This window comes from Nocardioides bruguierae (assembly GCF_023656415.1).
GTDB classification, from domain to species: domain Bacteria; phylum Actinomycetota; class Actinomycetes; order Propionibacteriales; family Nocardioidaceae; genus Nocardioides; species Nocardioides bruguierae.
This window is the reverse complement of the sequence record NZ_JAMOIL010000001.1, coordinates 393,203-419,747: the sequence shown is the minus strand read 5'-3', so window position 1 is coordinate 419,747 and position 26,545 is coordinate 393,203. Positions and strand designations below refer to the sequence as shown.

General features: G+C 75.4%; 22 protein-coding genes. 12 read left to right on the top strand and 10 right to left on the bottom strand.

The genetic code is table 11. The features are described from left to right. Positions 1–51: 51 nt before the first annotated feature. From M8330_RS02050 to M8330_RS02035, 4 genes are read right to left on the bottom strand one after another with little or no spacing between them, the layout of a single operon-like run. Positions 52–1,470 (bottom strand): metallopeptidase TldD-related protein, encoded by a 1,419-nt coding sequence (locus M8330_RS02050; protein WP_250825974.1) that lies wholly within the window; start codon positions 1,468–1,470, stop codon positions 52–54. Continuing rightward, the gene (locus M8330_RS02045; protein ID WP_250825973.1) at positions 1,467–2,999 is read right to left on the bottom strand and encodes a TldD/PmbA family protein; all 1,533 of its coding nucleotides are present in this window, start codon (positions 2,997–2,999) and stop codon (positions 1,467–1,469) included. Before M8330_RS02045 ends, M8330_RS02050 begins: the two co-directional genes overlap by 4 nt. Before the next feature lie 49 nt (positions 3,000–3,048). Then, the gene (locus tag M8330_RS02040) at positions 3,049–6,156 is read right to left on the bottom strand and encodes an AAA family ATPase (RefSeq protein ID WP_250825972.1); all 3,108 of its coding nucleotides are present in this window, start codon (positions 6,154–6,156) and stop codon (positions 3,049–3,051) included. Further along, positions 6,153–7,358: an exonuclease SbcCD subunit D gene (locus M8330_RS02035; RefSeq protein WP_250825971.1), complete on the bottom strand. Its 1,206-nt coding sequence runs from the start codon at positions 7,356–7,358 to the stop codon at positions 6,153–6,155. The genes M8330_RS02040 and M8330_RS02035 overlap by 4 nt, the downstream gene beginning before the upstream one ends. 74 nt (positions 7,359–7,432) lie before the next feature. On the opposite strand from M8330_RS02035, the gene M8330_RS02030 reads away from it, so the two are divergent. After that, positions 7,433–8,524, top strand: coding sequence for an NAD(P)/FAD-dependent oxidoreductase (locus M8330_RS02030; protein WP_250825970.1), 1,092 nt, complete (start codon positions 7,433–7,435; stop codon positions 8,522–8,524). 223 nt (positions 8,525–8,747) lie between these two features. Here the strand turns inward: M8330_RS02030 and M8330_RS02025 are convergent, their stop codons facing one another. Further along, positions 8,748–9,650: a formate dehydrogenase accessory sulfurtransferase FdhD gene (locus M8330_RS02025; protein ID WP_250825969.1), complete on the bottom strand. Its 903-nt coding sequence runs from the start codon at positions 9,648–9,650 to the stop codon at positions 8,748–8,750. Between the two features lie 5 nt (positions 9,651–9,655). Next, positions 9,656–12,190 (bottom strand): aminopeptidase N, encoded by a 2,535-nt coding sequence (gene pepN / locus M8330_RS02020; RefSeq protein ID WP_250825968.1) that lies wholly within the window; start codon positions 12,188–12,190, stop codon positions 9,656–9,658. Positions 12,191–12,375: 185 nt separating this feature from the next. Here pepN and M8330_RS02015 point away from each other — a divergent pair, with 185 nt between their 5' ends. Continuing rightward, positions 12,376–14,142, top strand: a complete 1,767-nt coding sequence (locus M8330_RS02015) for a hypothetical protein (protein WP_250826047.1) — start codon at positions 12,376–12,378, stop codon at positions 14,140–14,142. Between the two features lie 113 nt (positions 14,143–14,255). Here the strand turns inward: M8330_RS02015 and M8330_RS02010 are convergent, their stop codons facing one another. Next, positions 14,256–14,540: a Fe-S cluster assembly protein HesB gene (locus M8330_RS02010; protein WP_250054562.1), complete on the bottom strand. Its 285-nt coding sequence runs from the start codon at positions 14,538–14,540 to the stop codon at positions 14,256–14,258. A 133-nt stretch (positions 14,541–14,673) separates the two neighbouring features. Between M8330_RS02010 and M8330_RS02005 the strand changes: the two genes are divergently transcribed. Then, entirely contained in the window at positions 14,674–15,135 is a 462-nt protein-coding gene (locus M8330_RS02005) for an OsmC family protein (protein WP_250825967.1), read from the top strand. Positions 15,136–15,168: 33 nt separating this feature from the next. Here M8330_RS02005 and M8330_RS02000 read toward each other — a convergent pair whose 3' ends face one another. Together M8330_RS02000 and M8330_RS01995 are read right to left on the bottom strand one after the other, a co-directional pair. Beyond that, the gene (locus M8330_RS02000) at positions 15,169–15,918 is read right to left on the bottom strand and encodes a peptidylprolyl isomerase (protein WP_250825966.1); all 750 of its coding nucleotides are present in this window, start codon (positions 15,916–15,918) and stop codon (positions 15,169–15,171) included. Between the two features lie 23 nt (positions 15,919–15,941). Further along, a complete protein-coding gene (locus M8330_RS01995; RefSeq protein WP_250825965.1) occupies positions 15,942–17,090 on the bottom strand; it encodes an alanine racemase in 1,149 nt (382 codons plus the stop codon). 47 nt (positions 17,091–17,137) lie between these two features. Between M8330_RS01995 and M8330_RS01990 the strand changes: the two genes are divergently transcribed. From M8330_RS01990 to M8330_RS22295, 4 genes are read left to right on the top strand one after another with little or no spacing between them, the layout of a single operon-like run. Then, positions 17,138–18,004, top strand: a complete 867-nt coding sequence (locus tag M8330_RS01990; RefSeq protein WP_250825964.1) for an LLM class F420-dependent oxidoreductase — start codon at positions 17,138–17,140, stop codon at positions 18,002–18,004. After that, complete coding sequence (locus M8330_RS01985) at positions 17,968–18,756, top strand: sortase domain-containing protein (RefSeq protein WP_250825963.1); 789 nt, start codon at positions 17,968–17,970, stop codon at positions 18,754–18,756. The genes M8330_RS01990 and M8330_RS01985 overlap by 37 nt, the downstream gene beginning before the upstream one ends. A gap of 22 nt (positions 18,757–18,778) precedes the next feature. Then, positions 18,779–19,633 (top strand): metallophosphoesterase family protein, encoded by an 855-nt coding sequence (locus M8330_RS01980; protein WP_250825962.1) that lies wholly within the window; start codon positions 18,779–18,781, stop codon positions 19,631–19,633. A gap of 10 nt (positions 19,634–19,643) precedes the next feature. Next, positions 19,644–20,564 carry a DUF402 domain-containing protein gene (locus tag M8330_RS22295; RefSeq protein ID WP_250825961.1) on the top strand — a complete coding sequence of 307 codons (921 nt, stop codon included), beginning with the start codon at positions 19,644–19,646 and terminating at the stop codon, positions 20,562–20,564. Here M8330_RS22295 and M8330_RS01970 read toward each other — a convergent pair. Then, a complete protein-coding gene (locus M8330_RS01970) occupies positions 20,527–22,011 on the bottom strand; it encodes an MFS transporter (protein ID WP_250825960.1) in 1,485 nt (494 codons plus the stop codon). The genes M8330_RS22295 and M8330_RS01970 overlap by 38 nt on opposite strands. 142 nt (positions 22,012–22,153) lie before the next feature. On the opposite strand from M8330_RS01970, the gene M8330_RS01965 reads away from it, so the two are divergent. From M8330_RS01965 to M8330_RS01945, 5 genes are read left to right on the top strand one after another with little or no spacing between them, the layout of a single operon-like run. Further along, complete coding sequence (locus M8330_RS01965; protein ID WP_250825959.1) at positions 22,154–22,939, top strand: DUF4129 domain-containing protein; 786 nt, start codon at positions 22,154–22,156, stop codon at positions 22,937–22,939. Beyond that, positions 22,936–23,490: a hypothetical protein gene (locus tag M8330_RS01960; RefSeq protein ID WP_250825958.1), complete on the top strand. Its 555-nt coding sequence runs from the start codon at positions 22,936–22,938 to the stop codon at positions 23,488–23,490. Before M8330_RS01965 ends, M8330_RS01960 begins: the two co-directional genes overlap by 4 nt. Then, positions 23,491–24,555: an AAA family ATPase gene (locus M8330_RS01955; RefSeq protein WP_308196221.1), complete on the top strand. Its 1,065-nt coding sequence runs from the start codon at positions 23,491–23,493 to the stop codon at positions 24,553–24,555. A 3-nt stretch (positions 24,556–24,558) separates the two neighbouring features. Next, on the top strand, positions 24,559–25,902 hold the full coding sequence (locus tag M8330_RS01950; protein WP_250825957.1) for a DUF58 domain-containing protein: 1,344 nt from the start codon (positions 24,559–24,561) through the stop codon (positions 25,900–25,902). Further along, positions 25,899–26,495 (top strand): hypothetical protein, encoded by a 597-nt coding sequence (locus tag M8330_RS01945; protein ID WP_250825956.1) that lies wholly within the window; start codon positions 25,899–25,901, stop codon positions 26,493–26,495. The genes M8330_RS01950 and M8330_RS01945 overlap by 4 nt, the downstream gene beginning before the upstream one ends. Positions 26,496–26,545 lie beyond the last annotated feature (50 nt).

Here is a 26,545-nt window from a genome sequence, read left to right as displayed (position 1 = left end):
GGAACCGGTTCCGAGACCGGGTTGGTGACCAAACGTGAGCGCGCTGAGGGCTCAGCGCGCCTGCGAGACGGACGACATGTTGAAGTCCGGGACGCGCAGGGCCGGGGTGGCCGTGCGGCTGAAGTAGTCGTCGCCCCACTCGCGGCTGAAGGAGGGGACCGTGGCCGAGGCGTGGGTGAACCGGCGCAGCAGGTCGACCGGGGACTCGTTGAACCGGAAGTTGTTCACCAGCCCGGTGATCTCCCCGTCCTCGACGAGGTAGACGCCGTCGCGGGTCAGGCCGGTCAGCAGCAGCGACTGCGGGTCCACCTCGCGGATGTACCACAGGCACGTGACCAGCAGGCCGCGCTCGGTACCGGCCACCAGGTCCTCCACCGTGCCGGTGCCGCCCTCGACCTCGAGCAGCAGGTTGTCGGTCATGGGAGCGACGGGAAGGCCGGTCAACCCGGCGGAGTGGCGGGTGGCGATGAGGGAGGACAGCACGCCGTCCTTGATCCACTCGGTGCGCTCGATCGGCAGGCCGTTGTCGAAGACGCTGTCCAGGTCCGAGGAGGAGGTGGCGCTGACGAACGGCGCGCACTCGAGCCCGGGCGCGGCCGGGTCGGAGGCGAGCGTGACGCCGGGGGCGACGATCCGGTCGCCCACCCGCGTCCCGCCACCGCGGCGGGAGTAGACGGACTGGCCGTCGTGGGCGGTGCGGGCACCGGCCGACCAGTAGGCGTCGATCATCAGGTCGGCCACGGCGGTCGGCGGCAGGATCGTGTCGTAGCGGCCGGCGGGCAGGTCGACCCGCCGCTCGCCCCAGGCCAGGCGCTTCTCCAGCTCGGCGTCCATGGCGAGGGCGTCGACGTCGGTGAAGTCACGCGTGGCGCCGCCGGTCCACGCGGACTGCGTGAGCGCGGCGTCCTTGCCGGTGCACCCGTAGTGGCCGGTGGGCTGCACGTGCCGTAGCCGCAGCCCGGTGGTGGAACCGAGGTAGGTGGTGGTCATCTCGTGGTTGACGAAGCCGTAGAGCACCCGGTCGGCGCTGCGGGCCCGGCCGAACGCCTCGCCCAGCGCCGGGGCGAAGACGTCGTAGACGTGGACGTCGGTCGGCACCGGCGCGTCGGCCCAGTCGGACGAGGCACGCTCACCGAGCAGGTCGCCGGCGTCCTCGGCCGGATCGGCGGCCCGGGCCGCGCGGTCCGCGGCCTCGACCAGCGCGGTGACCTGCTCGCGCGAGGCCGCGGTGCCGGCCACCGTGCCGACGCAGACCCCCGCCGGCGTCCGCACGTAGGAGACCACCGAGACGGTGACGCCGTGCATGACGCCGTTGGTGGTCAGCGTGTTGTTCGCCCAGCGCAGGTTGGCGCTGGTGTGGTCGGCCAGGATGACGACGCAGTCGTCGGCGGAGCTGGCGGCCAGGCCGTGCTCGACCAGGTCCTGCGGGCTGACGGGGCCGGTCGCGGCCGGAGTGATCAGGGTGCTCACGCGCCCGCCTCCTGGGTGGTGTTGAGGATGTTGACGCCGCGGAACAGGGCGCTGGGGCAGCCGTGCGAGACGGCCGCCACCTGGCCCGGCTGGGCCTTGCCGCAGTTGAACGCGCCGCCGAGCACGTAGGTCTGCGGGCCGCCGACGGCCTCCATCGACCCCCAGAACTCGGTGGTCGTGGCCTGGTAGGCGACGTCGCGGACCATGCCGCCCAGCTCGCCGTCGACGATGGAGTAGAAGCGCTGGCCGGTGAACTGGAAGTTGAACCGCTGCATGTCGATCGACCACGAGCGGTCGCCCACGACGTAGAGGCCGCGCTCGACCCGCGAGATCAGCTCGTCGGTGCTCGGGCCATGGGGCGCCGGCTGGAGCGAGACGTTGGCCATCCGCTGGATGGGGATGTGGCCGGGGGAGTCGGCGTAGGCGCAGCCGTTGGAGCGGCCCTCGTTGAGCTCGGGCAGCATCGCCCCCATCGGCCGGTCGAGCTGGTAGCCGACCAGGGTGCCGTCACGGACGATGTCCCACGACTGGGTCTGCACCCCCTCGTCGTCGTAGCCGATGGTGGCCAGGCCGTGGCTCTGGGTGCGGTCGCCGGTCACGTTCATCACGCCGCTGCCGTAGCGCAGGGTGTGGAGCAGGTCGGGAGTCGCGAACGAGGTGCCGGCGTAGTTGGCCTCGTAGCCCAGCGCCCGGTCCAGCTCGGTGGCGTGCCCGATCGACTCGTGGATGGTCAGCCACAGGTTCGAGGGGTGGATGACCAGGTCGTAGCTGCCGGCCTCGACGCTGGGCGCCTTCAGCTTCTGTGCGAGCAGCTCGGGGATCTCGGCGATCTCGGCGTCGAAGTCCCAGGTCGCGGCCGCGTCGCCCGACGGCGAGCCCACCACGTACTCCCAGCCGCGGCCCACCGGCGGGGCGATGGAGGCCATGGAGTCGAAGGCGTCCGCGCTGGAGCCGTGCGCCTCGACCTCGGGGTGCAGGCGCACCCGCTGCTGCGTCGTGCGTGTGCCGTTGAGGTCGGCGTAGAACTTGTTCTCCTTGACCTGCAGCAGCGAGGACGAGGCGTGGTCGACCGCGGCCCCCTCGCGCAGGGCGTTCGTCCAGCCGACCAGGACGGCGCCCTTCTCGGCGATGCTCACCTCGAACGGGTCGATCTCGTAGTCGGAGACCCAGGTCGCCACGTGCACCGGCTCGGGCGCGAGCCGCACCGGCTCCGGGGTCATCGCGGAGGCGACCTCGGCCACCGCGCAGGCCTCCTCGGCCACGCGGCGGGCCTCGTCCTCGGTGAGCACGACGCCGGAGGCGAAGCCCCAGGTGCCGCGGTGCACGACCCGGACCGCGAAGCCGAGGTCCTCGGAGTCGCTCGCGGCCTGGAGGACGCCGTCGCGGGCGCGCAGGTGCTGGTACCGCACCCGCTCGAACCGGAAGTCGGCGTGGCTGGCGCCGAGGGCGTCGGCACGCTGGAGCGCCGCCTCGGCGAGCCGCTCGTAGGGGAGTGCGGTGAAGCTCGGGTCGACCTGCGGTCCGCTCATGGTCGCGAACCTACCGGGCCGCCCGCCCGGACGTCGGCCCGCCGGGCCGTCAGACGCCCTGCAGCTCCACGGCCGAGCCGGTGCGCGTCTTGTGCACCGCCAGGCGCGCCGGGATGCGGTCGCGCATCTCGGTGACGTGGCTGACCACGCCGACGACCCGGCCGCCCTCGCGCAGCGAGTCCAGGATGCCGAGGACGTCCTCGAGGGTCTCGGCGTCCAGCGACCCGAACCCCTCGTCGACGAACAGCGTCTCCAACGAGGTGCCGCCAGCCTCGGCGGTGATCACGTCGGCCAGCCCCAGGGCCAGCGCCAGGCTCACGACGAACGTCTCGCCCCCCGACAGGGTCGCGGGGTCCCGGGCCTCGCCCGACCAGTCGTCGCGCACCAGCAGGGAGAGACCACCGCGGGTCTCGCCGGCGCCCCGCTCGCCCGTGTGCTCCAGGGCGAACCGGTGGTCGGTCATCGCACCGAGGCGGGCGTTGGCCGCGCTGACGACCTGGGAGAGCCGGTAGGCCAGGACGAACGCGGACAGGCGCATGCGCAGGGCGTTGTCGGCGGACTTGCCCTCCGCGAACGCGGCCACGCGGGAGACCAGCGCGTGCTCCGCCCGCACGGGCGCCCACGCGTCCAGCCGCTCCTCCAGCAGGCCGATCAGCTCGGTGAGGCGCCCGCACTGCTGCGTCGCGCGCTGGGCGGCCACGCGGGCCTCCTCGAGGAGACGGTGCTGCTCACGGTGCGTGGCCGCGAGCCCCGCCAGCGCCTCGGGCTCGGGCACGCTCGCACCCTCGCGGCCCAGCTCGGCGAGTACCTCGGCCACGCCGCCGCTGCTGGTGGCGTGCGCCGCCAGGCGCTCGTCGATGGCCCGGCACTCGGCCTCGGGCAGCGCGGCCTCGCGGGCCTGCCCCGCGTCCTCGAAGGCGTGCTCGGCCAGCTCTCGGGCCAGGTCCTCCTGGGCGGTGGCGCACGCGGCACGCTCGCGCACGAGCCGGGCGCGGGCCGAGCGCGCGGTCTCCAGGCCGGACCGGCGCGCCTCGAGGTCGCGCGTGAGCCGGCGGAGCCGGGCGGCCTCGGCGGGGCCGGCGTCGTCCTGGTCCGGCTCGTCGAAGGGCAGCGCGAGGTCGAGCACCCCGTCCTCGGGCTGCGGCGTACGGCCCTCGAGGACGCGCTCGGCGGTGGTCAGGCCGACGGCCAGCTCGCCCTCGAGGTCGGCGATCTCGCGGCTGCACGACTGTCGCTCGGACGTGACGGCTACCAGCTGCTCGCGGGCGGTGGCGCCCTCGGTGCGGACCGCCTCCAGCCGCGTCTCCAGGGTCTGCAGGCGCTCACGGGCCGCGGCGAGAGCGGCCGATCCGGCGCGGGCCGCGGCGACCTGCTCCTGAGCCTCCACCACCCGGGTGGCCAGCGTCTCGGCATCGAGGTCGCCCGCGAGGGCGAGGGCACGGTCGCGGCGGCTGGCGAGGTTGCGGACGTGCTCGGCGACCCCGGCCTCCTCACCGTTGCGGTCGTCCAGGGCGCGCTGGGCCGCCTTCTCGGCGGCGGCGTCGGCGACGCCGTGCGGCCGCACCGCCTTGTGCGGGTGCTCGCAGGAGCCGCAGACCGGGCAGCTGCTGCCGACGGCGAGCCCGACGGCGAGCTCGGCGGCCATCGTGGAGACGCGCTCCTCACGCACCTCCAGCAGTCGCTCGCGTGCGGACTGCACAGCCTCGCGCGCGCCGAGCCAGCGGGTGTGGGCGGCCTCGTGCTCCTCGACCAGGCCTGCGGCGGCGACGCGGGCCCGCTGCCGCTCGCGCAGCTCGGCCAGGGACTTCTCCGCCGACTCCAGGACGACGGCGGCCCGCTCCGCCTCGGCCACGGACTCCTGCGCGGCCACACGGCGGACCGGCAGGTCCTCGGCCTCGGCGGCCAGGTCCTGCGTGCGCTCGAGCAGGTCGCGGCGCTCGCGGCCCAGATCACCGAAGCGCGCCGAGGCCGCGGCGAGCCGGGCGGCCCGCTGCTCCAGGGGGCGCAGACCGGCGAGGGCGTGCCCGACGTCGACCAGGCCCGACTCCAGCGCCGCGTCCACGTGGTCCTCCCCGGGGGACTGGCGCAGGTGGGCCAGGGCCCTCGCGACAGCGGCCGCGGCCTCGGTCTCCGCCGCGGCCAGCGCCGCGCTCGCGCGCCGCTCGACGTCGGCCAGCACCACGACCGGGGCGGCCCGACGCGCAGCCTCCCGCGCCTGCCGGTCGGCCTCACGGGCGGGCGCGGCGGCAGCGAGCCGCGCCTCCTCGGCCAGCGCAGCCGCTCGGCGGCCGCCCTGCTCGGCGGCCGTGCGGGCCTCCTCCAGCGCGGTGCGTGCGTCCTGCTCGGTGGCGGCGTGCTCGGCCACGCGGGTGGTGGCGGCCCCGAGCCGCTCGGCCGCCGTGGTCCGCAGCGCCACGGCCCAGGGCAGGAGCGTGCCGGCGTCCGCCTCCGGGCCCAGGTCGTGCAGGTCCCAGCCGCCGGGCAGCGCGGTGGCCGCGGCCTCGCTCAGGCGGCTGACGCGGTCGGCGACCTCGTCGTGCACGGCCTCGCTGCGACGTCGCAGGGTGGTGCGCTCCTCGACCAGCCACTTCTCCACCCGGTCGAAGCGACCGGTCCGGAACAGCTCCTGGAGGAGCTTCTGCCGCTCCGCCGAGGACGCCCGCAGGAAGGCCTGGAACCGGCCCTGGGGCAGCATCGCGACCTGCGTGAACTGGCCGGCGTTCATGCCGACGAGCCCCGTGACGAGCTGGCCGGCCTCGTCCAGGCGGGTCGAGAGGGTCATCCAGGCTCCGTCGACCAGCTCGGAGACGCTCACCGAGGCCTGCTCGGGCGTGGTGCCGGTGCCGCGACGCTTGGGCCGCTCCCACGCGGGGGAGCGGACGAGCCGGAACCGGCGCCCGGCCAGGGTCGCCTCGAGCGTGACCTCGGGCCTGGCCCCGGGGGCGGCGTGGTCGGAGCGCAGGCGCTTGGCGGCGTTGCGGTCACCGGGCACCTGGCCGTAGAGGGCGAAGCAGACCGCGTCGAGCACGCTGGTCTTGCCCGCCCCGGTGGGGCCGGTGAGCAGGAACAGGCCGGCCTCCGACAGCCGGTCGAGGTCGATCTCCACGGTGTCGGCGAACGGGCCGAAGGCGGTGACCCTCAGGTGGTGCAGCCTCACGCGCCCACCTGCTCGGGGGCGGCGGGGACGGGGTCGGCGTCCGGGTCCTCGCAGCACGCGTCGACGGCACGGCGCAGCAGCGCCGCCTCGTCCGCCTCCGGGGCGCGCCCGCGCATCGCGGTGACGAACTCGGCGACGACGTCGTGGTCGCTGCGGCCGCTCGAGGGCGCGGCGGGCATGCCGCCGACCGGGGCGGCGGTGTGCTCGAACGAGAGCACCAGGGCGTGCGGGAAGCGCCGGCGCAGCCGGTCCATCGCGGCGGCGGGCCGCCCCTCGTCGGTGAGGACGGCCTGGACCCACGCGTCCTCCGCGTGCGCGTGCCGGGGGTCGCTGAGCAGCTCGTCCAGGGTGCCGCGGAGCCGGGCCAGCGGCCGGGGGACGGGGGAGGGGACGAACGTCGCGGAGACGGCGGCGCCGCCCTCGGCGGGCGCACCCAGGTCGACGAGCCAGCTGCCCTTGGTGTGACCGGCCTCGGAGAACGAGTACGCCAGGGGGGACCCCGAGTAGCGGACGCGCTCGTCGAGCACGTGCCGCCCGTGCAGGTGGCCCAGCGCGACGTAGTCGCTGCCGGCGAAGGTGGAGGAGGGGACGATCGAGACGCCGCCCACGGAGATGTCCCGCTCGGAGTCGGACTCCAGGGACGGGTCGCGCTCGACCCCGCCGGCGACGAAGGCGTGCGCCATCACGACCGAGCGGGTGCCAGCGCGGCCGGCCAGGTCGTCGCGGACCCGACGCATCGCCTCGCCCAGCGCCGCCTCGTGCGAGCGGGCGGGCAGGCCCCACGTCGTGCGGGTCGCCTCGGGGTCGAGGTAGGGCAGGCCGTGGACGGCCACCGGGCCGTGCTCGTCCTCCAGCAGCACCGGGACCCCGACGTCGGAGTGCCGGGTGCGCAGGTGCACCCCCGCTGCGTCGGCCAGGCGCGAGCCGAAGCCGAGCCGCTGCGCCGAGTCGTGGTTGCCGCTCGTGAGCACGACCCGTGCCCGCGAGGCCGCCAGCCGGGCGAGGGTCTCGTCCGCCAGGCGCACCGCGTCGACCTGCGGCAGCGCACGGTCGTACACGTCCCCGGAGACGAGCACGACGTCGACCTCCTCGGCCGCGACGACCTCGAGGAGGTGGTCGACCCAGGCGGCCTGGTGGTCGAGCATCCCCTCGCGGTGGAAGGACCGGCCGAGGTGCCAGTCGGAGGTGTGGAGCAGGCGCACGCGAAGCACCGTAGGGGCCGCCACCGACAACGGGGTGGACCCACGCCGACCAGCGACGGGAGAAGGTGGAGGGCGTGGAGCCTCGTGACGCAGCCGACGACCTGACCCCGCCGCCCGAGGGCGCTCGTGACGGGGCGCCCGCCCGCGTGCTCGTGGTGGGGGCCGGCGTCGCCGGGCTCGCGACGGCGCGGGCCCTGCACCGCGAGGGGCTCCAGGTGCGGGTCGTCGACCGGGGACGACGGGTCGGTGGACGCCTGGCGTCGCGCACCTGGGACGGCAGGCCCGTCGACCACGGCGCGTCCTACCTCACCGTCTCCGAGGAGGGAGCGCGCGAGGGCTTCGACCAGGTGGTGGCCGCGTGGGAGGTCGCCGGGCTGGCCCGCCGCTGGACCGACACCTTCGGGGTGGCCGAGGCCGCGTCCCGCCGCACCACGACCGGACCCGTGCGCTGGGCGGCGCCCGGTGGCCTGCGCGGCCTCGCCGAGGACCTCGCCCGGCACCTCGACGTCCACCTCGACGTCACCGTGGAGCGCGTCGACGCCGGCCCCGACGGCCGCCCGGTGGTCGACGGCGAGACCTGGGACGGGGTCGTGCTGGCGATGCCCGACACCCAGGCGCGGCGCCTGCTCGGCCCCGGTTTCAGGGACGCCGGCACGGCCCTGGACGGGGAGAGCGAGCCCATCATGGCGGTCGCCGCACGCTGGCCGCAGCGGTGCTGGTCGGACCTGCCGGACGGCCTGTTCGTCAACGACCACCCGGTGCTCTCCTGGGTGGCCGACGACGGCCGACGCCGGGGCGACGACGCCCCGGTGCTCGTCGCGCACTCGACCCCCGGGCTCGCCCGCGACCACCTGGACGACCCCGGGGCCGCGCTCGGCCCGGTGCTCGAGGCACTGACCGAGCTGCTCGGGGTGCCCGCGCCCGAGGACGCCTGGGTGCACCGCTGGGGGCTGGCGCGGCCGGTCGACGGGCACGACGCGGCCTACTGGCTGCACCCCGTCGCGCACGGTGCGGTGGCGGCCTGCGGGGACGGCTGGTCCAGGAAGCCGCGGGTGGAGGCCGCGTGGTTGTCGGGGGAGCGGTGCGCGGCCGCCGTCGGCGCCCGACTGCGCGACGTCCGGGACCAGGGTCTCTCCGGCCAGGGACCAAGGTCCCGTCCTGCGTGAAGGGGCTGCGAAAGCGCGTGACCTGGCCGTGTTGGAACGGTTCACTGGTCGCACCGAGGTCGTCCGCTCCGGCGGGCGCACGGACCTGACGAGGTCATGTGGCGGGCTGGGGGGTTGCGCCACAGGCCTGGTAGTGACGAGGGCCGGACCCGCGTGCTGGGGAGCGTCGCGGGACCGGCCCTCGTCGTGCGTCCGGACCCGGTTGCCCGAGCCGAGGTCGGCCTCAGGCGTAGCGCACGGCCCGGCGCGGGCCGGTGAAGCCCCACAGGTCCAGGCCGTGCTCGGCCGCGAGCCGCACGGACAGCGACGTGGGCGCACCCACCGCCACCAGGGCGCCGACCCCGGCCGCCACGGCCTTCTGCACCAGCTCGAAGCCGATGCGGCCGCTCACCACGAGGCAGGCGCCCGCGGCCGGCTCTCCGGCCAGCACCCGGGCACCGGTGACCTTGTCGAGCGCGTTGTGGCGCCCGACGTCCTCGCGCACCACCAGGAGCTCGCCGTCGGCGGTGGCCAGGCCGGCCGCGTGCGAGGCGCCGGTGCGGGCGAAGACCTGCTGCGCCTCCCGCAACCGGTCCGGCAGCCCCCGGACGACGGTGGCGCCGGGGCGCTCGCCGTCCCACCCGGCCCCGGTGACCCCGGAGAGGGCGTCGGCCACCGAGTCGGCGCCGCACACCCCGCAGGCGCTGGAGCCCGCCGAGAGCGCGTCGTGCCGCGCCGATGGCTCGCTGCGCGGGGCCCGGGCCAGCCGCAGGGTCACGACGTTGAACGCCTCCTCGGGCTCGAGGTCGACGTCGGTGCAGTAGGCGACCGCGGCCAGGGCCCCCTCGGCCACGTCGCGGTCGTCGAAGAGTCCCTCGTGCCGCGCCCAGCCCGCGGCCAGCTCGAAGTCGTGGCCGGGGGTGCGCATGGTGACCCACAGCCGGCGTCCGGGCTGGCCGGGCCAGGTGCCCCGCAGCTCCAGCGGCTCCTCGGTGACCAGCCGGTCCTCGTGCCGCCGCACCAGCTCCGCCCCGTCCTCGCCCACGCGGTGCTCGGCGACCCGGCGCCGGGTCGTCGGCCCCGGCGGGCGGGGCAGGGAGGCGCGCAGGTCGTGCGGCAGGTCGGGCGGCAGGTCGGGGCCGCTCACCGGGGTCAGTCCTCCCCGCGGAAGGCCCGGCGCACGGCGAGCCGGTGGGTGAGCTCGTCGGTGGCGTCGAGCAGCCGTCGGCGCACCGAGCCGTCGAGGTCGTCGCGAGCCGCGAGGGTCGTCATGGCCGCCACCGTCCCCGCCGTCACCGACGAGCGCGGGTAGAACGCCTCGACCGCGGTGGCGAGCACCCAGCCGCTGTGCACGTCCGGCAGGGTCGGCACCAGGGCTGCGAACTCCTGCACGTAGGGCAGCGCCACGCCGTCGGGCCCGTCGGTGCCGCTGCGCCACAGGCCGTCGCCGGCCGCGGTAAGCTCGTAGTTGGGCACGCTCACCGCGCCGGTGAGCCGCTCCCAGGCGAACGTCTTGGCCTCGGCCGTCGGCAGCGACGCCACGGCCCGGGTGTGCTCGACCCGGGAGACCGCGGTCGGCTCCGCGTCCAGCGCGGCGTCGAGCGCGGCCCGGTCGGTCGCGCCCAGCGCCGCGAGCCGCACCAGCAGCCGCCAGCGCAGCTCCAGGTCCACGTCCACGCCCTCCGGCAGCCGCTCGCCGCCGAGCCACGCGACGAGCAGGTCGGCGGCGCGGCAGGCCCCGATCGCGGACTGGAACGCCGCGAGCTGCAGCGGCGAGCCCGGCTCCGCGCCGCGCGCGGCCACCAGTGCGGCCTCCTGCAGCCGGTCGGCGGACGAGGCGGGGTCGCTGGTGTGCGGGAGGTAGCTGAGCACCCAGGGGAACGTGTAGACGAGGCCCGCGTCGACCGTCTCGACCGGCAGCCAGGCCTCGGCGAGGTCGACGGCCGCGTCGGGGTCCACCCGGGCGTGGTGCACGCCGGAGCGCAGCTGGTTCCAGACCGCGGCGCGCACCCGCGCGTCCTCGGTCGCCGAGACCAGGGCCGGCAGCAGCGGCACCGTGGTGGCGTCGGGCAGCGTCGCCGCCCACGTGGCCTCCACCGGGTCGAGCAGCACCACGCCGCCGTCCGGCACGGTGACCGGCACCTGCGCCGCGTCCACCCGCACCTCGTGCACGCTGCCGCCCTCGGCGCCGTCGCCGGGAGCGGCGACGAGGAGGCTCACGGCGTGCGTGCGCTCGGCCGGCGCCACGCCCTCGGCGGTGGCCGGGGCCGTGCGTCGCAGGACGCCCGCGGTGCGGTCGACCTCGAGCAGGTCCGGGCCGGCGGTGGTGAGCCAGGCGTCGGAGAAGGTGCCGAGGTCGGCGGCTCCGGCGCGCTCCCAGGAGCCGAGGAGGTCGTGCATGGTGGCGTTGCCGAAGCGGTGCCGCGTGAAGTGGTCCACGGCCCCGGCGAGGAAGACGTCGTCGCCCAGACGCGCGTTGAGCTGGCGCAGGATCGCCGAGCCCTTGGCGTAGGAGATCCCGTCGAAGCTCTGCAGCGCCTCGAGCGCGTCGTCGGCGCCGTTGCCCGCCACCGGGTGGGTGGTCGGGCGCTGGTCGGCGAGCAGGCCCCACTGGCGGCGCTGGAAGGAGTTGAGCACCCAGGCCTCGTCGAACTGGGTGACGGACGCCGTCACGCGGTTGCCCATGTACTCCGCGAAGGACTCGTTGAGCCACAGGTCGTCCCACCAGCGCGGGGTGACGATGTTGCCGAACCACTGGTGCGCCATCTCGTGCGCCACCGTGATGGCGCGCTGGGTGCGCATGCCGCGGGTGGTGCGGCTGGAGAAGACGAGGGTGTCGCGGAACGTGACGCAGCCCGGGTTCTCCATGGCTCCGGCGTTGAACTCCGGCACGAACGCCTGGTGGTACTCGCCGAACGGGTAGCGGATGCCGAAGAGGCGGTGGAACTCGTCGAAGCACTGGCGGGTGAGGGTCAGCAGCTCCTCGGCGTCCGCCTCGAGGGCGCCGGCGAGGCTGGCGCGGGCGGACAGGCCGAGCGGAATGCCGTCGTGGGTGTCCCGGACGACGTGGTAGGGCCCGGCGACCAGGGTGACGAAGTAGGTGGAGAGCGGCTGCGTCGTGGCCAGCTCCCAGCGGCCCGGCTCCACCTGCGTGGCGGCCCCGTTGCCGACGACGGTCCACTCCTGCGGTGCGGTGACGTGGAGCGTGTACGGCGCCTTGAGGTCGGGCTGGTCGAAGCAGGCGAACACGGTGGGGGCGGCGTCCATGAAGGACATGCCGTAGACGTAGTGGCGGCCGTCGGCGGGGTCCACGGAGCGGTGCAGGCCCTCGCCGTCGTTGCGGAACGGCATGACGGCGTCGACGACGACCTCGTGCCGGCCGGCGGGCAGGTCGAGCGGGAGGCGGCCCCGCTGGAGCAGCGCGACGTCCAGCGGCGCACCGTCCACGTGCACCGAGCGCAGGGACGTGGGCTTGAGGTCGAGGAACGTGCGGCCGCCGGCCGAGGTCACCACGATCCGCGTGAGCGAGTCGAAGGTCTCCTCGCTCGTCGTCAGGTCCAGGGTCAGGTCGTAGGACTCGACCTCCAGGAGGTCGGCGCGGTGGACCGCCTCGATGCGGCGCAGGGACAGGGGACGGCCGGGCTCCGCGGCCGATCCGGGACCGGAGGCGGGGGACTGGTCGGGCACGAGGCGAGGCTAGTGCCGCGCCGGGCGGCGGGGGAGGGTGGGGCCGTCCGGTGGTGGGGGACACGCCTGTCAGCGCTTTGCGAACATTTCTGCGGATTTCTGCTCGCGCAGGCAACCGAACCGTCATGCTGCGCGTCTGAGCATTGAAGACGCCGCTCGGGCGTCCCTCCAGGAAGGAAGCCGCGATGTCGCGTGCACTCTCCCCCTCTCGTGGCCTGGCCGCCGCTGCCACCGTTGGCGTGCTGCTGCTGACCCCCCTCGCCGTCACCGGTCTCGGCACCCCCGCCGTCGCCGACGCTGCCGCCGACTGCGCCAGCCCTGTCGACGTCAGCGGCCTGAGCCGCGGTGACGCCGTCACCGCCCTGAGCGTCACCGCCGGCACCACCCCCGAGGAGTTCCCCGGCACGGTCCTCGGCGTCATCACCGACGGCATCGCCCCCGGCGTGGACATGGTGATGATCGACTTCGGCGGCGCCGGCGCCAACCCGGCCATGGACGAGATCGGCGGCATCTGGCAGGGCATGTCGGGCTCGCCGGTCTACCTGGGCGACCCGGCCGACGGCAACATCGTCGGCGCCGTGGCCTACGGCCTCTCCTACGGACCCAGCCCGATCGCCGGCGTCACCCCCTACGCCGACATGGACACCCACATGCCCACCGCCCCCGCACGGGTCGGCGTGGACGGCAAGACCGCCCAGCAGATCGCCCGCGCGGACGCCGGCACCAGCCGCACCGACGCCGAGCGCGGCTTCCGCATCCTCCGCTCCGGCCTGACGCTCTCCGGCGTCGACACCTCCGAGCTCGGGCGCGTGCGCAAGGCCGCGGCCAAGCACGGCCTGACCCTGCGCAGCCGCACCTTCTCCGCCGACGGCACCGTCGGAGCCCGCGCCGCGGACGTGACCGTCGACGACGTCGCCGCCGGCGGCAACCTGGCCGCCTCGGTCGCCTACGGCGACATCACCATGGCCGGCGTCGGCACCACCACGTCGGTCTGCGGCGGCGAGCTGGTCGGCTTCGGCCACCCGCTCATCCAGGGCGGCGAGGTCACCTACGGCCTGCACCCGGCCGACGCCGTCTACGTGCAGCCGGACTCGGCGTGGGCGCCGTTCAAGGTCGCCAACATCGGCGACCCGGTCGGCACCATCGAGCAGGACCGGATGACCGGCATCACCGGCACGCTGGGCACCCTGCCCGACGCCGCCACCGTCACCAGCGCCTTCACCGCCGGCAGCACCACCCAGGACCTGTCGACCGACGTCTACGAGTCCGACTACCTGCCGGACGTGGTGTTCTACTCCGGCTACACCGGCACCGACGTCGTGCTCGACGGCGACCCGATGGGCACGCAGGAGCAGGCCTGGACGATGACGGGCACCGCCGACGGCGAGCCGTTCGCCTTCTCCGGCAGCAACGTCTTCGCCGGCTCCAGCTGGTGGAGCAGCTACCAGGCCGCCGACGAGGTCGCCACGCTCGCCTACTACCTGAACCGCATCGACGGGGTCGAGGTCGACGCCGTCGACGTCACCGCCGAGCAGGTCTCGACGGAGGCGCAGAGCTGGTCGATCCTCCGCGTCGACCAGCGCAAGGGCGGCGAGTGGACGCCGGTGAGCGACCGCAAGACCCTCAAGGTCACGGAGGGCACCCTCAAGCTGCGCGTGGTGGTCCGCAACGGCGACCGCACGGCCCGGCTGCCGCTGTCGGTGGACATCGACGACACCGGTCGCGGCTGGGGCTACCTCTACGTGCGTGGCGGCGACAGCGTCTACCAGCGCAGCCGCGCCGGCACCATCGAGAAGTTCGCCCAGAAGGTCGAGGACCGCGTCCGCAACGACCAGGTCCAGCTGGAGCTGCGCATGCGCGGCGCCGGGCGGACCACCGTGGTCGCGGACCTGCCGCGCCAGGGCATCGTCCGGGGCGGGCAGTACATCTCGGTCTCGACCCCGCGTCGCTGACCCGGCGCTCCTGACCCCGCGTCGCTGACCCCGCAACGCACGAGCCCCCGGCACCGTGGTGCCGGGGGCTCGTGCTGCGACCGGTGACCGGTCCTCGTGCTCGGTGTGGGGCGTCAGCCCTGCACGCCCAGGGCGAACTCGACCTGACCCTGCTGGTCGACGGAGGCGTCGAGGATCTTGTCGTCGAGCACCTGGGCGGCGCGCTCGTCGAGGTAGACGGTGGTGCCGCCCTGCTCGACGACCTGGTCGCCGGGCTCGGCGGCGGTGGCCATGGTCGCGGAGAAGCTGGGGTCGGCCTCGTTCTCGGAGGTGATCCGCAGGCCGGCGGAGTCGGGCAGCTCGGGCGAGGCGCTGAGCTGGTTGAGGATGGTCGTCGCGTTCTCGGTGAGGGTGAGCATGGACTCGCCTTCCGATCGGGTGCAGTGACGACACCACCGTTGCGGACGACGGCGACACACTCAAGCCGACGGCCTCACCCGGGCGTGTCGACCGGCCCGTGGCGGACGCGGCCGTCGGTGCCATGCTCGGCTCATGGCCCCTGACCTGACCGCCGCCGACGCCGTCGTCCACGAACCCACGCACCGCTGGGTCGACCTCGAGCAGACCGACCCCGACCACTACCGCGCCACCAACCGCCGTGGCGGTGAGCTGCGGGTCGGTGCGGGCGACGACGCCGACTTCACCCCGGTGGAGCTGCTGCTGGCCGCCCTGGCCGGCTGCGGCGCCATCGACCTCGCGCTCATCACCGGCAAGCGGGCGCCCGCCACGTCGCTGCGGGCCCGCGCCGAGGGGCACAAGATCCGCGACGAGCAGGGCAACCGGATGAGCGACCTCCAGGTCACCTTCGACGTCGCGTTCCCCGACGGCGAGGCCGGGGACGCGGCGCGCGCGGTGCTCGAGCGCACCGTGCGGATGATCGAGGACCGGCTGTGCACCGTCGGGCGCACGGTCACCGTCGGTGACCACGTCCGCTACCGGACGACGGGGGAGTGACCGGCACCGTGAAAGGCGCCGTGGCCCGGGGCGTCAGCCGATGGTGACCGACTCGATGTCCACGGCCTGGGCCGGGGCGCCGTCCTGCGCGCCACCCTCGACGCCCGCCTCGCCGATCTCGTCGAGCACCGCCAGGCCGGCGTCGTCGATGGTGCCGAAGACGGTGTAGTCGGGGGCCAGGTCGCTGTCGGTGTAGACGAGGAAGAACTGCGACCCAGCGGTGTTGGCGCTGTCCGCGTTCGCCATGGCCACCACACCACGCTCGTAGGTCTCGGTGCCGTCGATCTCGTCGGGGATGAGGTAGCCCGGCCCGCCGCTGGTCAGACCCGTCGGGTCGCCGCACTGGAGCACCCCGAAGGTGTCGTAGGTGGTGACGCGGGGGCACGGCGTCTCGTCGTAGAAGCCCTGCTCGGCCAGCGACACGAACGACCCGACCGTGCACGGCTTGCCGTCCGCGTCGAGGGTGAGGGTGAGGTCGCCGTAGTTGGTGTGCAGCACCGCGGTCACCGACCCCGACACGGTCGGCTCGGCGGGCGGCAGCTCGACGTCGCGCGCGGCGTCACCGGTCTCGTAGTAGCCGCAGCCGTCGCCGGCGGCCTCGATGGTGCCGCTGCGCCCGTCCCCGCTGCTGTCGGCCGATGCCGATGCCGAGGCCGAGGCCGAGGCCGATGCGCCGGCGTCGTCCGAGGGCTCGTCGCCGCCGCACGCGGCCAGCGCGGACGTGAGGCCCAGCAGGACGGCGGAGGTGGCGAGGCTGCGACGGAGGCGGGTGCGGGGCGTCATGGCGCCGATCGTAGGTGGGCGGCTCAGCCGTTGAGCCCGCGGGCGGCCACCGGCCACCGGTGCAGGCCGCCGTGCTCGTCGGCCCAGAGGGCGTCCGCGAGGTTCACGGCGTTGCACACGTGGTTGGGCACCACGTCCACCTGGGTGCCGACGCGGGGGAGCACCCCCTCCATCTCGACGACGGCGTGGTGCTCGGAGAGCTGGACGATCCGTGCGTCCGGGCGCTCGAGCAGGCGGCCCCAGCCGGTGGCCCACGGTGCCCGGTCGGCGCCGAGCACCTTGGACCCGGAGTCCAGCACGAGGCGACCCGAGGCGTGGCTGACCACCGTGGCGCGTGCGGTCAGCGCCACGTCCCCGGGCTCGCAGGTGCCCAGCTCCCACTGCTGGGCGTCGTTGAAGACGTAGACGCCGGGACGCTGCTCCCACTGCACGCGCGCGAGCCCGGGATCGTCCGCCCCGGCGTCGCCCGGACCGGAGGCACCGGGGGGCGCTCCCAAGGATCCGCCCGAGGACCCGCCCAGGGCCGCGTCCAACGATGCTGCCAATGAGGGGGTGGACCCCCCGGAGAGCACGTGGACGGGGACGCCCGCTGCCTCCATCGACAGCCGGGCCGCCAGCAGCGCCTCGCGCTCCGCGACGGCCGCGGCACCGGGCGCGTCCGGGGAGTAGGAGTGCCCCGGGAAGGTGAACGCGCCGCGCACCGGCAGCCCGGCACGGGCAGCGGCCGCGGCCACCTCGCCCGCGTCCGCGGGCGCCACGCCCGTGCGGTGGTGGCCGGAGTCGATCTCCACGAGCACCTCGACGCCCGAGCCGCCCAGGCGTCGGCCGCTGTTGGCGGCGCCCATCACCGAGTCCACCCCGATCGCGACCCGGGCGTGCTCGGCCAGCGCGCGCAGCCGGTCGGCGCGGTCGTCGTCGACCCAGACGGGGTAGGCCAGGAACAGGTCGCGCACGCCGGCCCGCACGAGGACCTCGGCCTCGCCGACCGTGGCCACCGTGAGACCGGCGGCCCCGCCGGCCAGCTGGAGACGCGCGACCTCCAGGCACTTGTAGGTCTTGGCGTGCGGGCGCAGGAGGACGCCGGCGGCGGCGGCCCGGTCGGCGGCCCGCCGGACGTTGCGGCGCAGCCGCACCGGGTCCACGCGCAGGTGCGGGGTGGGTGGGACGGGCACGGCCTCACCGTAGTGGCTGCGTTGGCGGGGAGGGCTACGGTCGGAGCGTGCAGCTCGGAATCCACTACGCCGTCTTCTCCGGGGCCGACCAGGCCGAGATCGTCGACCGTCTGGTCGGCACCGCCCGTGCGGCCGACCAGGGTGGCGCCGCCTGGTTCACCGTCATGGACCACTGGTTCCAGATGGAGCCGCTGGGTGGGCCCGCCGAACCGATGCTCGAGGGGTACACCACCCTCGGCCACGTCGCCGCGCTGACCGAGCGGGTGCGCCTCGGCCTGCTGGTCACCGGCGTCACCTACCGGCACCCGGGCCTGCTCGCGAAGACCGTGACGACCCTCGACGTGCTCTCCCGCGGTCGGGCCATGCTCGGCATCGGTGCGGCCTGGTACGAGCGTGAGCACGTCGGGCTCGGCGTGCCCTACCCGCCGCTCAAGGAGCGGTTCGAGCGGCTCGAGGAGACCCTGCAGGTGGCGCGGGCCATGTGGTCCGACGACGACACGCCCTACAGCGGCACGCACTACTCGCTGGCCGAGCCGGTCAGCCGGCCGACCAACGTCTCCACGCCGCACCCGCCGGTGCTCATCGGCGGGTCGGGGGAGCGCAAGACGCTGCGGATGGTCGCCCAGTACGCCGACGCCTGCAACCTGTTCGGCAGCGACCCCGAGGCGATCGCCCACAAGCTCGAGGTGCTGTCGCAGCACTGCCGGACGTTCGACCGCGACCCCGCCACCATCACCAGGACCGTGATGGTGCAGGCGGACCCGGTGGCGGATCCCGACGCCTTCGTGGCGCAGATGGAGCCTCTCGCCGCCCTGGGCGTCGACATGGTCTGCCTCGTGCCGCCCGCCGAGGACCCGGTCGGCTGGACGACGCGGCTGTGCGCCGACGTCCTGCCCCGCCTGGAGTCCCTCTGAGGGGCGCCCTCGCCGCCGTCGGCCTGCTGACCGTCCTGGCGGCAGGCTGCACCGGCGCGGACGCCGACTCCGGTGGCCGGGCCACGACGAGCGCCGGCGACTCCGGCGACCCCGGCGACTCCGGTGGTCCGGGCGCGACGAGCCCCGGCACCCCGGCAGCCTCCGCCACGCCCGACACCCCGGCCACGTCCTCGGCGGAGACCGAGGTCGACCCCGCGACCGCCCTGGCCTCCGACGGCCGGCCGCGTCGCGCAGTGCTGAGCGTGCCGTCCGCCGGGGTCCGCGACCTGGTGGTCGTGCCGTACCGCGGGCGGACCGACGACGCGCCCGGCACCGAGATCCAGGACGGCGGGGTGGCGGCGAGCCCGCACGGGCCCCGTGGCGGCACCGGGCCGGGCGGGATCGGCAACTACCAGGTGACCGCGCACCGGCTCTCGTCCACGCAGGCCTTCCTCGAGCTCGACGAGGTGCGACGTGGCGACCGGGTGACGGTCACGGTGGGCCGGCGCACCTACGTCTACGAGGTGCGACGCACCCGCATCACGTCCTTCCGCGAGCCGGCGTCGCTGCGGGCGCAGCGGGCGGCCGTGCCGGGCCGGCCCGGCGTCGAGGCCACGCGGGCGATGATCACGCTCTCCACCTGCCGCACCCCGGAGGACCGCGCCGAGGGCAACGACTGGTCGGACCGCTTCGGCAACCCCGAGCACCGGATCGACAAGATCGGCGTGCTCGTGGCGGTCCGGCGGGCCTGAGCCACGCGCCTAGGCTGGCGTCGTGAGCCCCTCGCAGCACGATCGCCTCGCGGTCATCTCCGACGTCCACGGCAACCTCACCGCCCTCGAGGCGGTGCTGGACGGCCTCGACGCCCGGGGCATCACGCACGTGCTGAACCTCGGGGACGACGTCGGCAAGGGGCCGCGCGGGGCCGAGGTGGTCTCGCTCGTGCAGGAACGGTGCGAGATCAGCGTCCTGGGCAACTGGGACGACTACCTGCCCGCGCCCGACCGCGAGCCGACCCCCGAGCTGGACTTCTGGGCCGGCCAGCTGGCCGCGGGCCAGGCCGCGTGGCTGCTGGCCAAGCCGTTCTCGCTGGACCTGTGGCTCTCGGGCCGGCGGTTCCGCATGTTCCACGCCTCCGCCGACTCGGTGCACCACCGCGTCCGACCCTCCTCGCCGGCCGCCGAGCAGCGGGCGCTGTTCGACCACACCCCCGCGATCGCCGCGAGCCCGCACACGCTCTTCGGTGCCGACGAGGCGCCGGACGTGGTCGTCTACGGCGACCTGCACGAGCCGTTCGTGACCTCCGACGAGGGCCGGACGATCGTCAACACCGGCAGCGTCGGCAACAACGTCGGTGACCCGACGCCGGTCTACCTGGTCCTGGAGGGCGTGCTCGGCAGCGTCGAGGACGCGGCGTTCTCGATGACCCACGTCCGGGTGCCCTACGACGTGGAGGCGGAGCTGGCGCACGCCCGTGCCGTCGGCATGCCGGGCTACGCCGCGTGGGAGCAGGAGCTGCTCACCGGCGTCTACCGCCGCGACGACCCCACCGATCCCGGCCACCACCGGGTCGGGCACGCGCGCACGCTCGGCACCGGCCCGAGCCGGGCGTCGGGGGCGCTGGCGTAGCGTCCGAGGCGTGACCTCGGACCACACCAGCACCTCCAGCACGGCCACCTCCAGCACGGCCACCTCCAGCACGGCCACCACCAGCACGGCCACCACCACGTCCGCCAGCGGCGGGAGCATGGTCCTGCTGGACGGGCCGGCCCCGGCGACGCCGGCGCCGCCCGCGTCCGTGCTGGCGTCGTTCCACGACCCGCACCCCGGCCACGGGGGCGCCGACGACCCGCTCGTGGCCCACGGCGAGAGCCGGCCGTGGGAGCCCGGCACCGTGATCGCCTGGTGGTACGGCCAGGGCTGCGCGCTGCTGCGGGTGGTGGCCGACGACGCCGACGGCCTGGTCGCGTGGATGCCCACGGGGAGCGAGTCGCTCTACCGGCTGCCCGTGGACGGGACGGGTCTGCGGGACCGCGGGCTCGTCGAGCGGTTCATGGTCGAGCGCCGACCGGCGGTGCGTCCGTGGCAGGGCCGCGGGGTGCTGCGAGTCCTGCCCCGGGGCAAGCCCTGGTCGGTCTGGTACTTCACCGAGTCCGACGCCCCGGACGGGTTCGCCGGTCACTACGTCAACCTCGAGGCGCCACACCTGCGCCCGGTGGACGGGTCGGCGCGCACGCACAGCCGCGACCTCGTCCTCGACCTCTGGCTCGACGGGGACGGGCTCTGGCTCAAGGACGCCGACGAGCTGGAGGCGACGGTGCCGGCCGGTCACTTCACGGCCGCGCAGGCGGACGCCGTCCGGGCGCTGGGCGACCAGGCGCGCCGCGAGCTGCTCGAGCCGCGGGCCTGGCCGCTCGCCGACCCCGCCTGGGAGGCCTGGAGAGCAGCGGAGCGGCTGCCCGCCGCGTGGCAGGAGCCGCTCCGCTTCGACGACCCTGCGGTGCGTCAGGGCCTGGACGAGGTCACGCTGCGCGTTGCCGACGCCGCGCGGGGATGGTGAGCGCGACCAGCGCGCCCAGGATCGCCACGGCGCCGCCCACCACGAACGAGGTGTGGAACGAGTCGGCGCTGGGGGCGCCGGTCGGGCCGAGGTCGCTGGTGATGATCGTGGCGATCACCGCGGAGGCGGTGGTGGTGCCGATCGCGCGAGCCAGCGCGTTGACGCCGACCGCGGAGCCGGCCTCGGCGGCGGGGACCGCGTCGAGCACCAGGGTGGGCATGGCCGCGTAGGCGATGCCCACGCCGGCGGCGATGACGATCGTGGCCACGAGCAGCTGCCACGGGGCGCCCATCAGCAGGCGGCCGGCGACGTAGCCGAGGCCGATCACGAAGGCGCCGATGGCCAGCGTCGGCTTCGGGCCGATGGTGGCGATCATCCGGGCCGAGATGGGCGCGCAGATCATCATCATCAGACCGCTGGGCGCCATCCAGAGGCCGGCGGCCAGGAGCGACTGGCCCAGGCCCACGCCGGTGGCCTCGGGCAGCTGGAGCAGCTGGGGGATCGCGACCATCTGGGCCATGAGGCCGAAGCCCACGGCGATGGCGGCGACGTTGGTCAGCAGGACGACCGGGCGGGCCGTCGTCCGGATGTCGACGAGGGGCTGGGCGACGCGCAGCTCCAGGGCGACCCACGCGGCGAGGACCACCGCGCCGCCGATGATGCAGCCCAGGGTCGAGGCCGAGCCCCAGCCCCAGGAGGAGCCGCGGGAGATGCCCACGAGGAGGGCGACGAGCCCGACCGTCAGGCCGACGGCGCCGGGCACGTCGAAGGTGAGGCCCTCGTGCTTGTCGTGCACGTGCGGCACGGCGGCGAGCACGAAGACGAGCACGGCGGCGCTGAGCGCCGCGGAGACCCAGAACAGCCAGTGCCAGGAGCCGACCTGGACGATCCACGCCGACAGCGGCAGCGCGATCGCTCCGCCGACGCCCAGGGTGGCCGACATCGCCGCGATCGCCTGGCCGGCCATCTGCGGCGGGGTGATCTGCCGCATGAGCGCGATGCCGACGGGCACGAGGCCCATGGCCGCGCCCTGGAGGCCTCGCCCGATGAGCATGGGGACCAGCGAGGACGCGAGGGCCGAGATGACGCAGCCCACGAGCAGCATCACCACGGAGGCGACGACGACGCGCTGCTTGCCGAGCATGTCGGCCAGGCGGCCGGCCACCGGCATGGCCACGGCGCCGGCCAGCAGGGTCACGGTGATGACCCAGGCGGTCGCGGACGCCGTGCTGCCGAGCAGCTCGGGCAGGCGCCCCTGGATCGGGACGACCATCGTCTGCGAGAGCGACACGGCGAGGCCCGCGATGCACAGGGCGGCGACGGAGAAGCCGGGGTGGCGTCCCTCGACGTGGGGCTCGGCGGCCCGGCGGGGCGTGGTCGGGGTGCCGGCGGCGCCGCCGGGGGCGGGAGCCGTGGTCTCGGCGGAGGACGGGGGAGCGGAGGTCATGCACGGCCTTCCAGACGCAGGTGATTGACGCGGACAACCGCCTGCGGGGGTGTGTTGTTCCCGGGCCGTCGACGTGGGACGGGAGTGCTCGGTCACACGGGCGTGACTCGCGGGCCCTGGCGCGTGGCTAGGGTGGGCGGCGATGTCAGAGACACCCGTACGCGCGCCGTCGCGGCCGCGCGCCCGTCGCCGGGTGGTCGTCGGACTCGCTGCAGGCCTGGGGGCGCTGCTGCTGCTGGCCGTCCTCGTCGGCACCGCCTCCGGGCCGGTCTCCCTGATGGAGGGCACGGGCCCGACCCGGGTCGAGATCACCCGATCCCCGGACCAGCAGGAGCAGCCCGTGCCCCCGCCGCCGAGCCCCGACGAGGTCACGCGCGACCAGGCGCGCCCGTTCGGCTGGGTCGCCGTGGGCGTCCTGGCCGGCAGCGCCTTCGGCATCGGCATGTTCCTCCTGGCCCTGTGGGCCGTCCTGCGGGACCGGCACGCCTACAGCGCCGGTCGTCCGGCGCCCCTGGACCGGCACGCGGGCCTCGACGACGGGCTCGACGAGGACGAGGCGCTGGAGCGCGCCCGAGCCGCGCTGGTCGGGGACCACGACGCCCGCGTCTCGGCGGTCCTGGCCGGGGACGCACGTGGTGCCGTCCTCGAGGCCTGGAGCCGGGTGGAGGCAGCCGTCGCGGCCGCCGGCGTGCCCCGCCAGGAGTGGCAGACGACGACCGAGCTGGCCGAGAGCGTCCTGGACCGTCTGGGCGTCGACGAGGAGCACCTGCGTGGGCTGGCCGGCCTCTACCTCCGCGCCCGCTGGTCGACCGAGGAGGTCGGCGAGGGCGCGCGTGCCGCCGCGCTCGTGCACCTGCAGGGGGTGCAGGACTCGCTGAGCTCGGGGCGGGCCCGTCGTGGCCGCGGCGGTGTGGACGGTGCGCCGTGAGCGGGCAGCGTCCGCACCTGCACGGCTGGGACGCGGCGGGGCGCCGTGCCCTCCTCGTCCTCGTTCCCTCCGTGCTGCTGGTGCTGCTGCTGCGTGCCCTGGACTTCGGTCCGGTGCTGGTGCCGTTGGTCCTGGTCGTGGCGCTGCTGCTGCTCACGCTGCTCCTGCTCGGTGACGCCATGCGTGTGGGCGCGGGAGGCTGGACCGAGGAGCACCGCCCCGGTTCTCCGCCCCCGACGATGGACCTGCGGCTGGCGGCCTGGGTCCGGCGGGTCGAGACGCACCTGACCTCGCGTGGCGGTGACGACGCGCTGGAGGCACGGGTGGCCGCCGTCGCGGGCTACGCCCTGCGTCGGCGCCACGGGCTGAGTGGTGAGACCCCGCTCGACGTGCTGCGAGCGTCTGCCGCCGCCGACCTGCTCGGAGCCGAGGTGCACGGCCGGCTGCTGGCGGCCGCCGGCGCGAGCGACGCAAGCGACACCCCCGGCCCCCACCGACCCTGGCGGGCCGACGAGCTCGCCGCCACCGTCCGACGACTCGAGGAGATCTGAGTGAGCACCGTCCCGCGCCCCGAGAGCCACCCCGAGAGCCACCCCGAGAACCAGCCCGAGAACCAGCCCGAGAACCAGCCCGAGAACCAGTCCGAGAGCCTGACGCTGGCCGAGGTCTCCGCCCGTGCCCGGGCCGTCCTCGCGGAGGTCGACCGGGTCGTCCTGGGCAAGGAGCAGCCGCTGCGCCTGGTGCTGGCCGGCGTCCTCGCGGGCGGCCACGTGCTGCTGGAGGACCTGCCCGGCCTCGGCAAGACCCTGGCGGCGCGCAGCCTGGCCCGTGCCCTGGGCCTCGACTTCGCCCGTGCCCAGTTCACGCCGGACCTGCTGCCCGCCGACCTGACCGGCTCGTTCGTCTACGATCCGCGCGCCTCGTCCTTCTCCTTCCGGCAGGGGCCGCTGTTCACCCAGCTGCTGCTGGCCGACGAGATCAACCGGACCCCGCCGAAGACCCAGGCCGCGCTGCTGGAGGCGATGCAGGAGCGGCAGGTCACCATCGAGGGTGAGACCTTCGCGCTGCCGGCGCCCTTCCACGTGCTCGCCACCGCCAACCCGATCGAGCAGGAGGGCACCTACCCGCTGCCCGAGGCGCAGCTGGACCGCTTCCTGCTGCGCGTCTCCTTCGGCTACCCCGCCCGCAGCGAGGAGGAGCAGCTCGTCACGGCCCGCCTGGACCGCCGTCGCGAGGAGGTCGACGTCGCCACGGTCGTGGACGCCGACGGCCTGCTCGCCCTCCAGCAGCGGGTCGAGGCGGTCGCGGTCGACCCGAGCATCGTGGCCTACTGCGTCGCCCTCGTCACCGCGACCCGCGAGCACCCGGACCTGCTCACGGGCGCCTCACCGCGCGGGTCCCTGGCCCTCGCGCTCGTCGGCAGGGCCCTGGCCCTGGTCTCCGGCCGCGACTACGTGGTGCCCGAGGACGTGAAGGAGGCGGCCGAGGCGGTGCTCGCCCACCGGCTCGTGCTGCGCCCCGAGCTCTGGATGAGCGAGGCGAGCCCCCAGCGGGTCGTCCGGGACCTGCTCGCCCGGGTGCCCGCTCCGGCAGGTCAGCCCGGCGCGGTGGGCTGAGGCGTGGAGCAGCAGCTCACGGGCTGGCGGATGTCGCCGGTGCTGGTGCGCGGCATCGTCGTCGCCTGCCTGGGCCTCGGGCTGGCGGTGGTGAGCGGTCGGCTGGTGGTGCTCGTGCTCGTGGCGCCGTGGGTGGTGCTGGTCCTCGTGCAGCTGGTGCTGCGTCCGGGCCAGGCGCCGCGCGCCGTCGTGGGCGTCCGCGAGCACGTGCTGACCGAGGGCGCGACCACGACGCTGCACGTCGACGTCGCCGAGGCGCAGGAGGCCGAGACCCTCACGGTCGTGGCCGACCAGGTGCCCTGGCTGCGGCTGCGCCCGTGGCGCGGGACGCAGCAGGTCGACGTCGCCCGCGCCACGCCCCGCACGGACGGCTCCGTGCGGGTGCGCCTCGGGCTGGAGGCCCGCCGGTGGGGACCGCACCAGCCCGGCGGGGTGGGCGTGGGCGCCACCGCGGGCTGGGACGGGTGGGCGTGGGGCCCGGTGCCGCTGCTGCCGCCGGCGCTGCACGTCCTGCCGCGGCCCGCCACGCTGGCCACGAGCGCCGCCCACCCCGACCCCGACGGGCTCGTCGGTGCCCACGCGGCGCGCCGGGCGGGCAGCGGGGTCGAGCCGGACGACATCCGGGCCTTCGCCCCCGGCGACCGGCTGCGAAGGATCAACTGGCGGGTCTCGCTGCGCACCGGAGAGCTGCACGTGGTGACCAGTCGGGCCGAGGTCGACGGCGGCGTCCTGCTGCTGGTCGACGCCTACGGCGACCAGGGCACCTCCGAGGGTGCCGGCGGGCGCGAGAGCAGCCTCGACACGGGCGTCCGCGTCGCGGCGGCCCTGGGGGAGCGGCTGACCGGCCGCGGCGACCGGGTGGGCCTGCGGGTCCTCTCCGGCGGCGTCCCCCGCGAGCTGCGACCGGGCAGCGGACGCCGGCACCAGCGGCGGCTCCTGGGCGTGCTGGCCGGCGTGCGCGCCGATCCCGGGTCCGTGGCCTCGCGGACGGCCGGGGGAGCGCGGCTCCCGGTCGGTCACCTGCCGGGCGGGACGCTGGTGGTGGTGCTCTCCTCGCTGCTGGACGACCGCGTCACCTCGTCCGTCGCCGCGATCTCCCAGCGCGGACTGCCGCTCATCGTCGTCGACACGCTCGGTGGCGGCGCCCGGCTGGAGGCGCGCGACGGCCTGCGGGCCGACGTCGCGGACCTGGCCTGGCGCCTGCGACTGCTCGAGCGGGAGTCCTTGCTGGCCCGGGTCGAGGCCGCCGGCTGCGCCGTCGTGCGGTGGAGCGGGCCGGCGTCCCTGGAGGAGGTCCTGCGCGGCCTCTCCCGCCGTGGCCGGGCACCGCACCGGGTGGCGCGATGAACCTGGTGAGGTCGCTGTCGTCCTCCGTGCCGTTCTCCCGGGCGCGGCTGTCCTCGAGTGTCGTGGGCGACGCCTGGGGGCGGTGGTCCGAGAGCGCGCCGACGCAGCGGCTCCTCCGGCTCGGCGTCCTCCTGCTCCCGCTGGCGGCGCTGTGGTGCACGGCCGGCTCGGGGACGAGGCCCTGGTCGTGGCTGAGCGTCGTCCTGCTGGGCTTGAGCGTCGTGTGGGCCGTCGTGCCCGACTCGGTCGTCGGGATCGTGGTCTCGCTGGTGGTCCTCGTCTGGTGGCTGATCGCCGACCCACGCCTCGACGACGCCGGGCCCGTCGTCGGCGCGACCAGCCTGCTGCTCGCCCACCTGTGTGCGGCGCTGGCCTCGTCCGGCCCCGCGCGGGTCGGCCCACCGGGCACGGTCCTCGGCCGCTGGGCGGGGCGAGCGTCGGCGCTGGTCGGCGTGGTCGTGGGGACCTGGGGAGCGGCACTGGCCCTGGTGGGTGCGCCCGAGTCCTCGACGCTGTGGGGCCTCGGCTTGTCCGCCGTCGTCCTCGTCGTGGGAGGGCTCTCGCTGACGCTGCGTGCCGAGGCGGAGGGGTGATGGAGGGGTGATGATGGCCGGGCGGGTCCGTTTTCCCAGGTCAGCAGGAC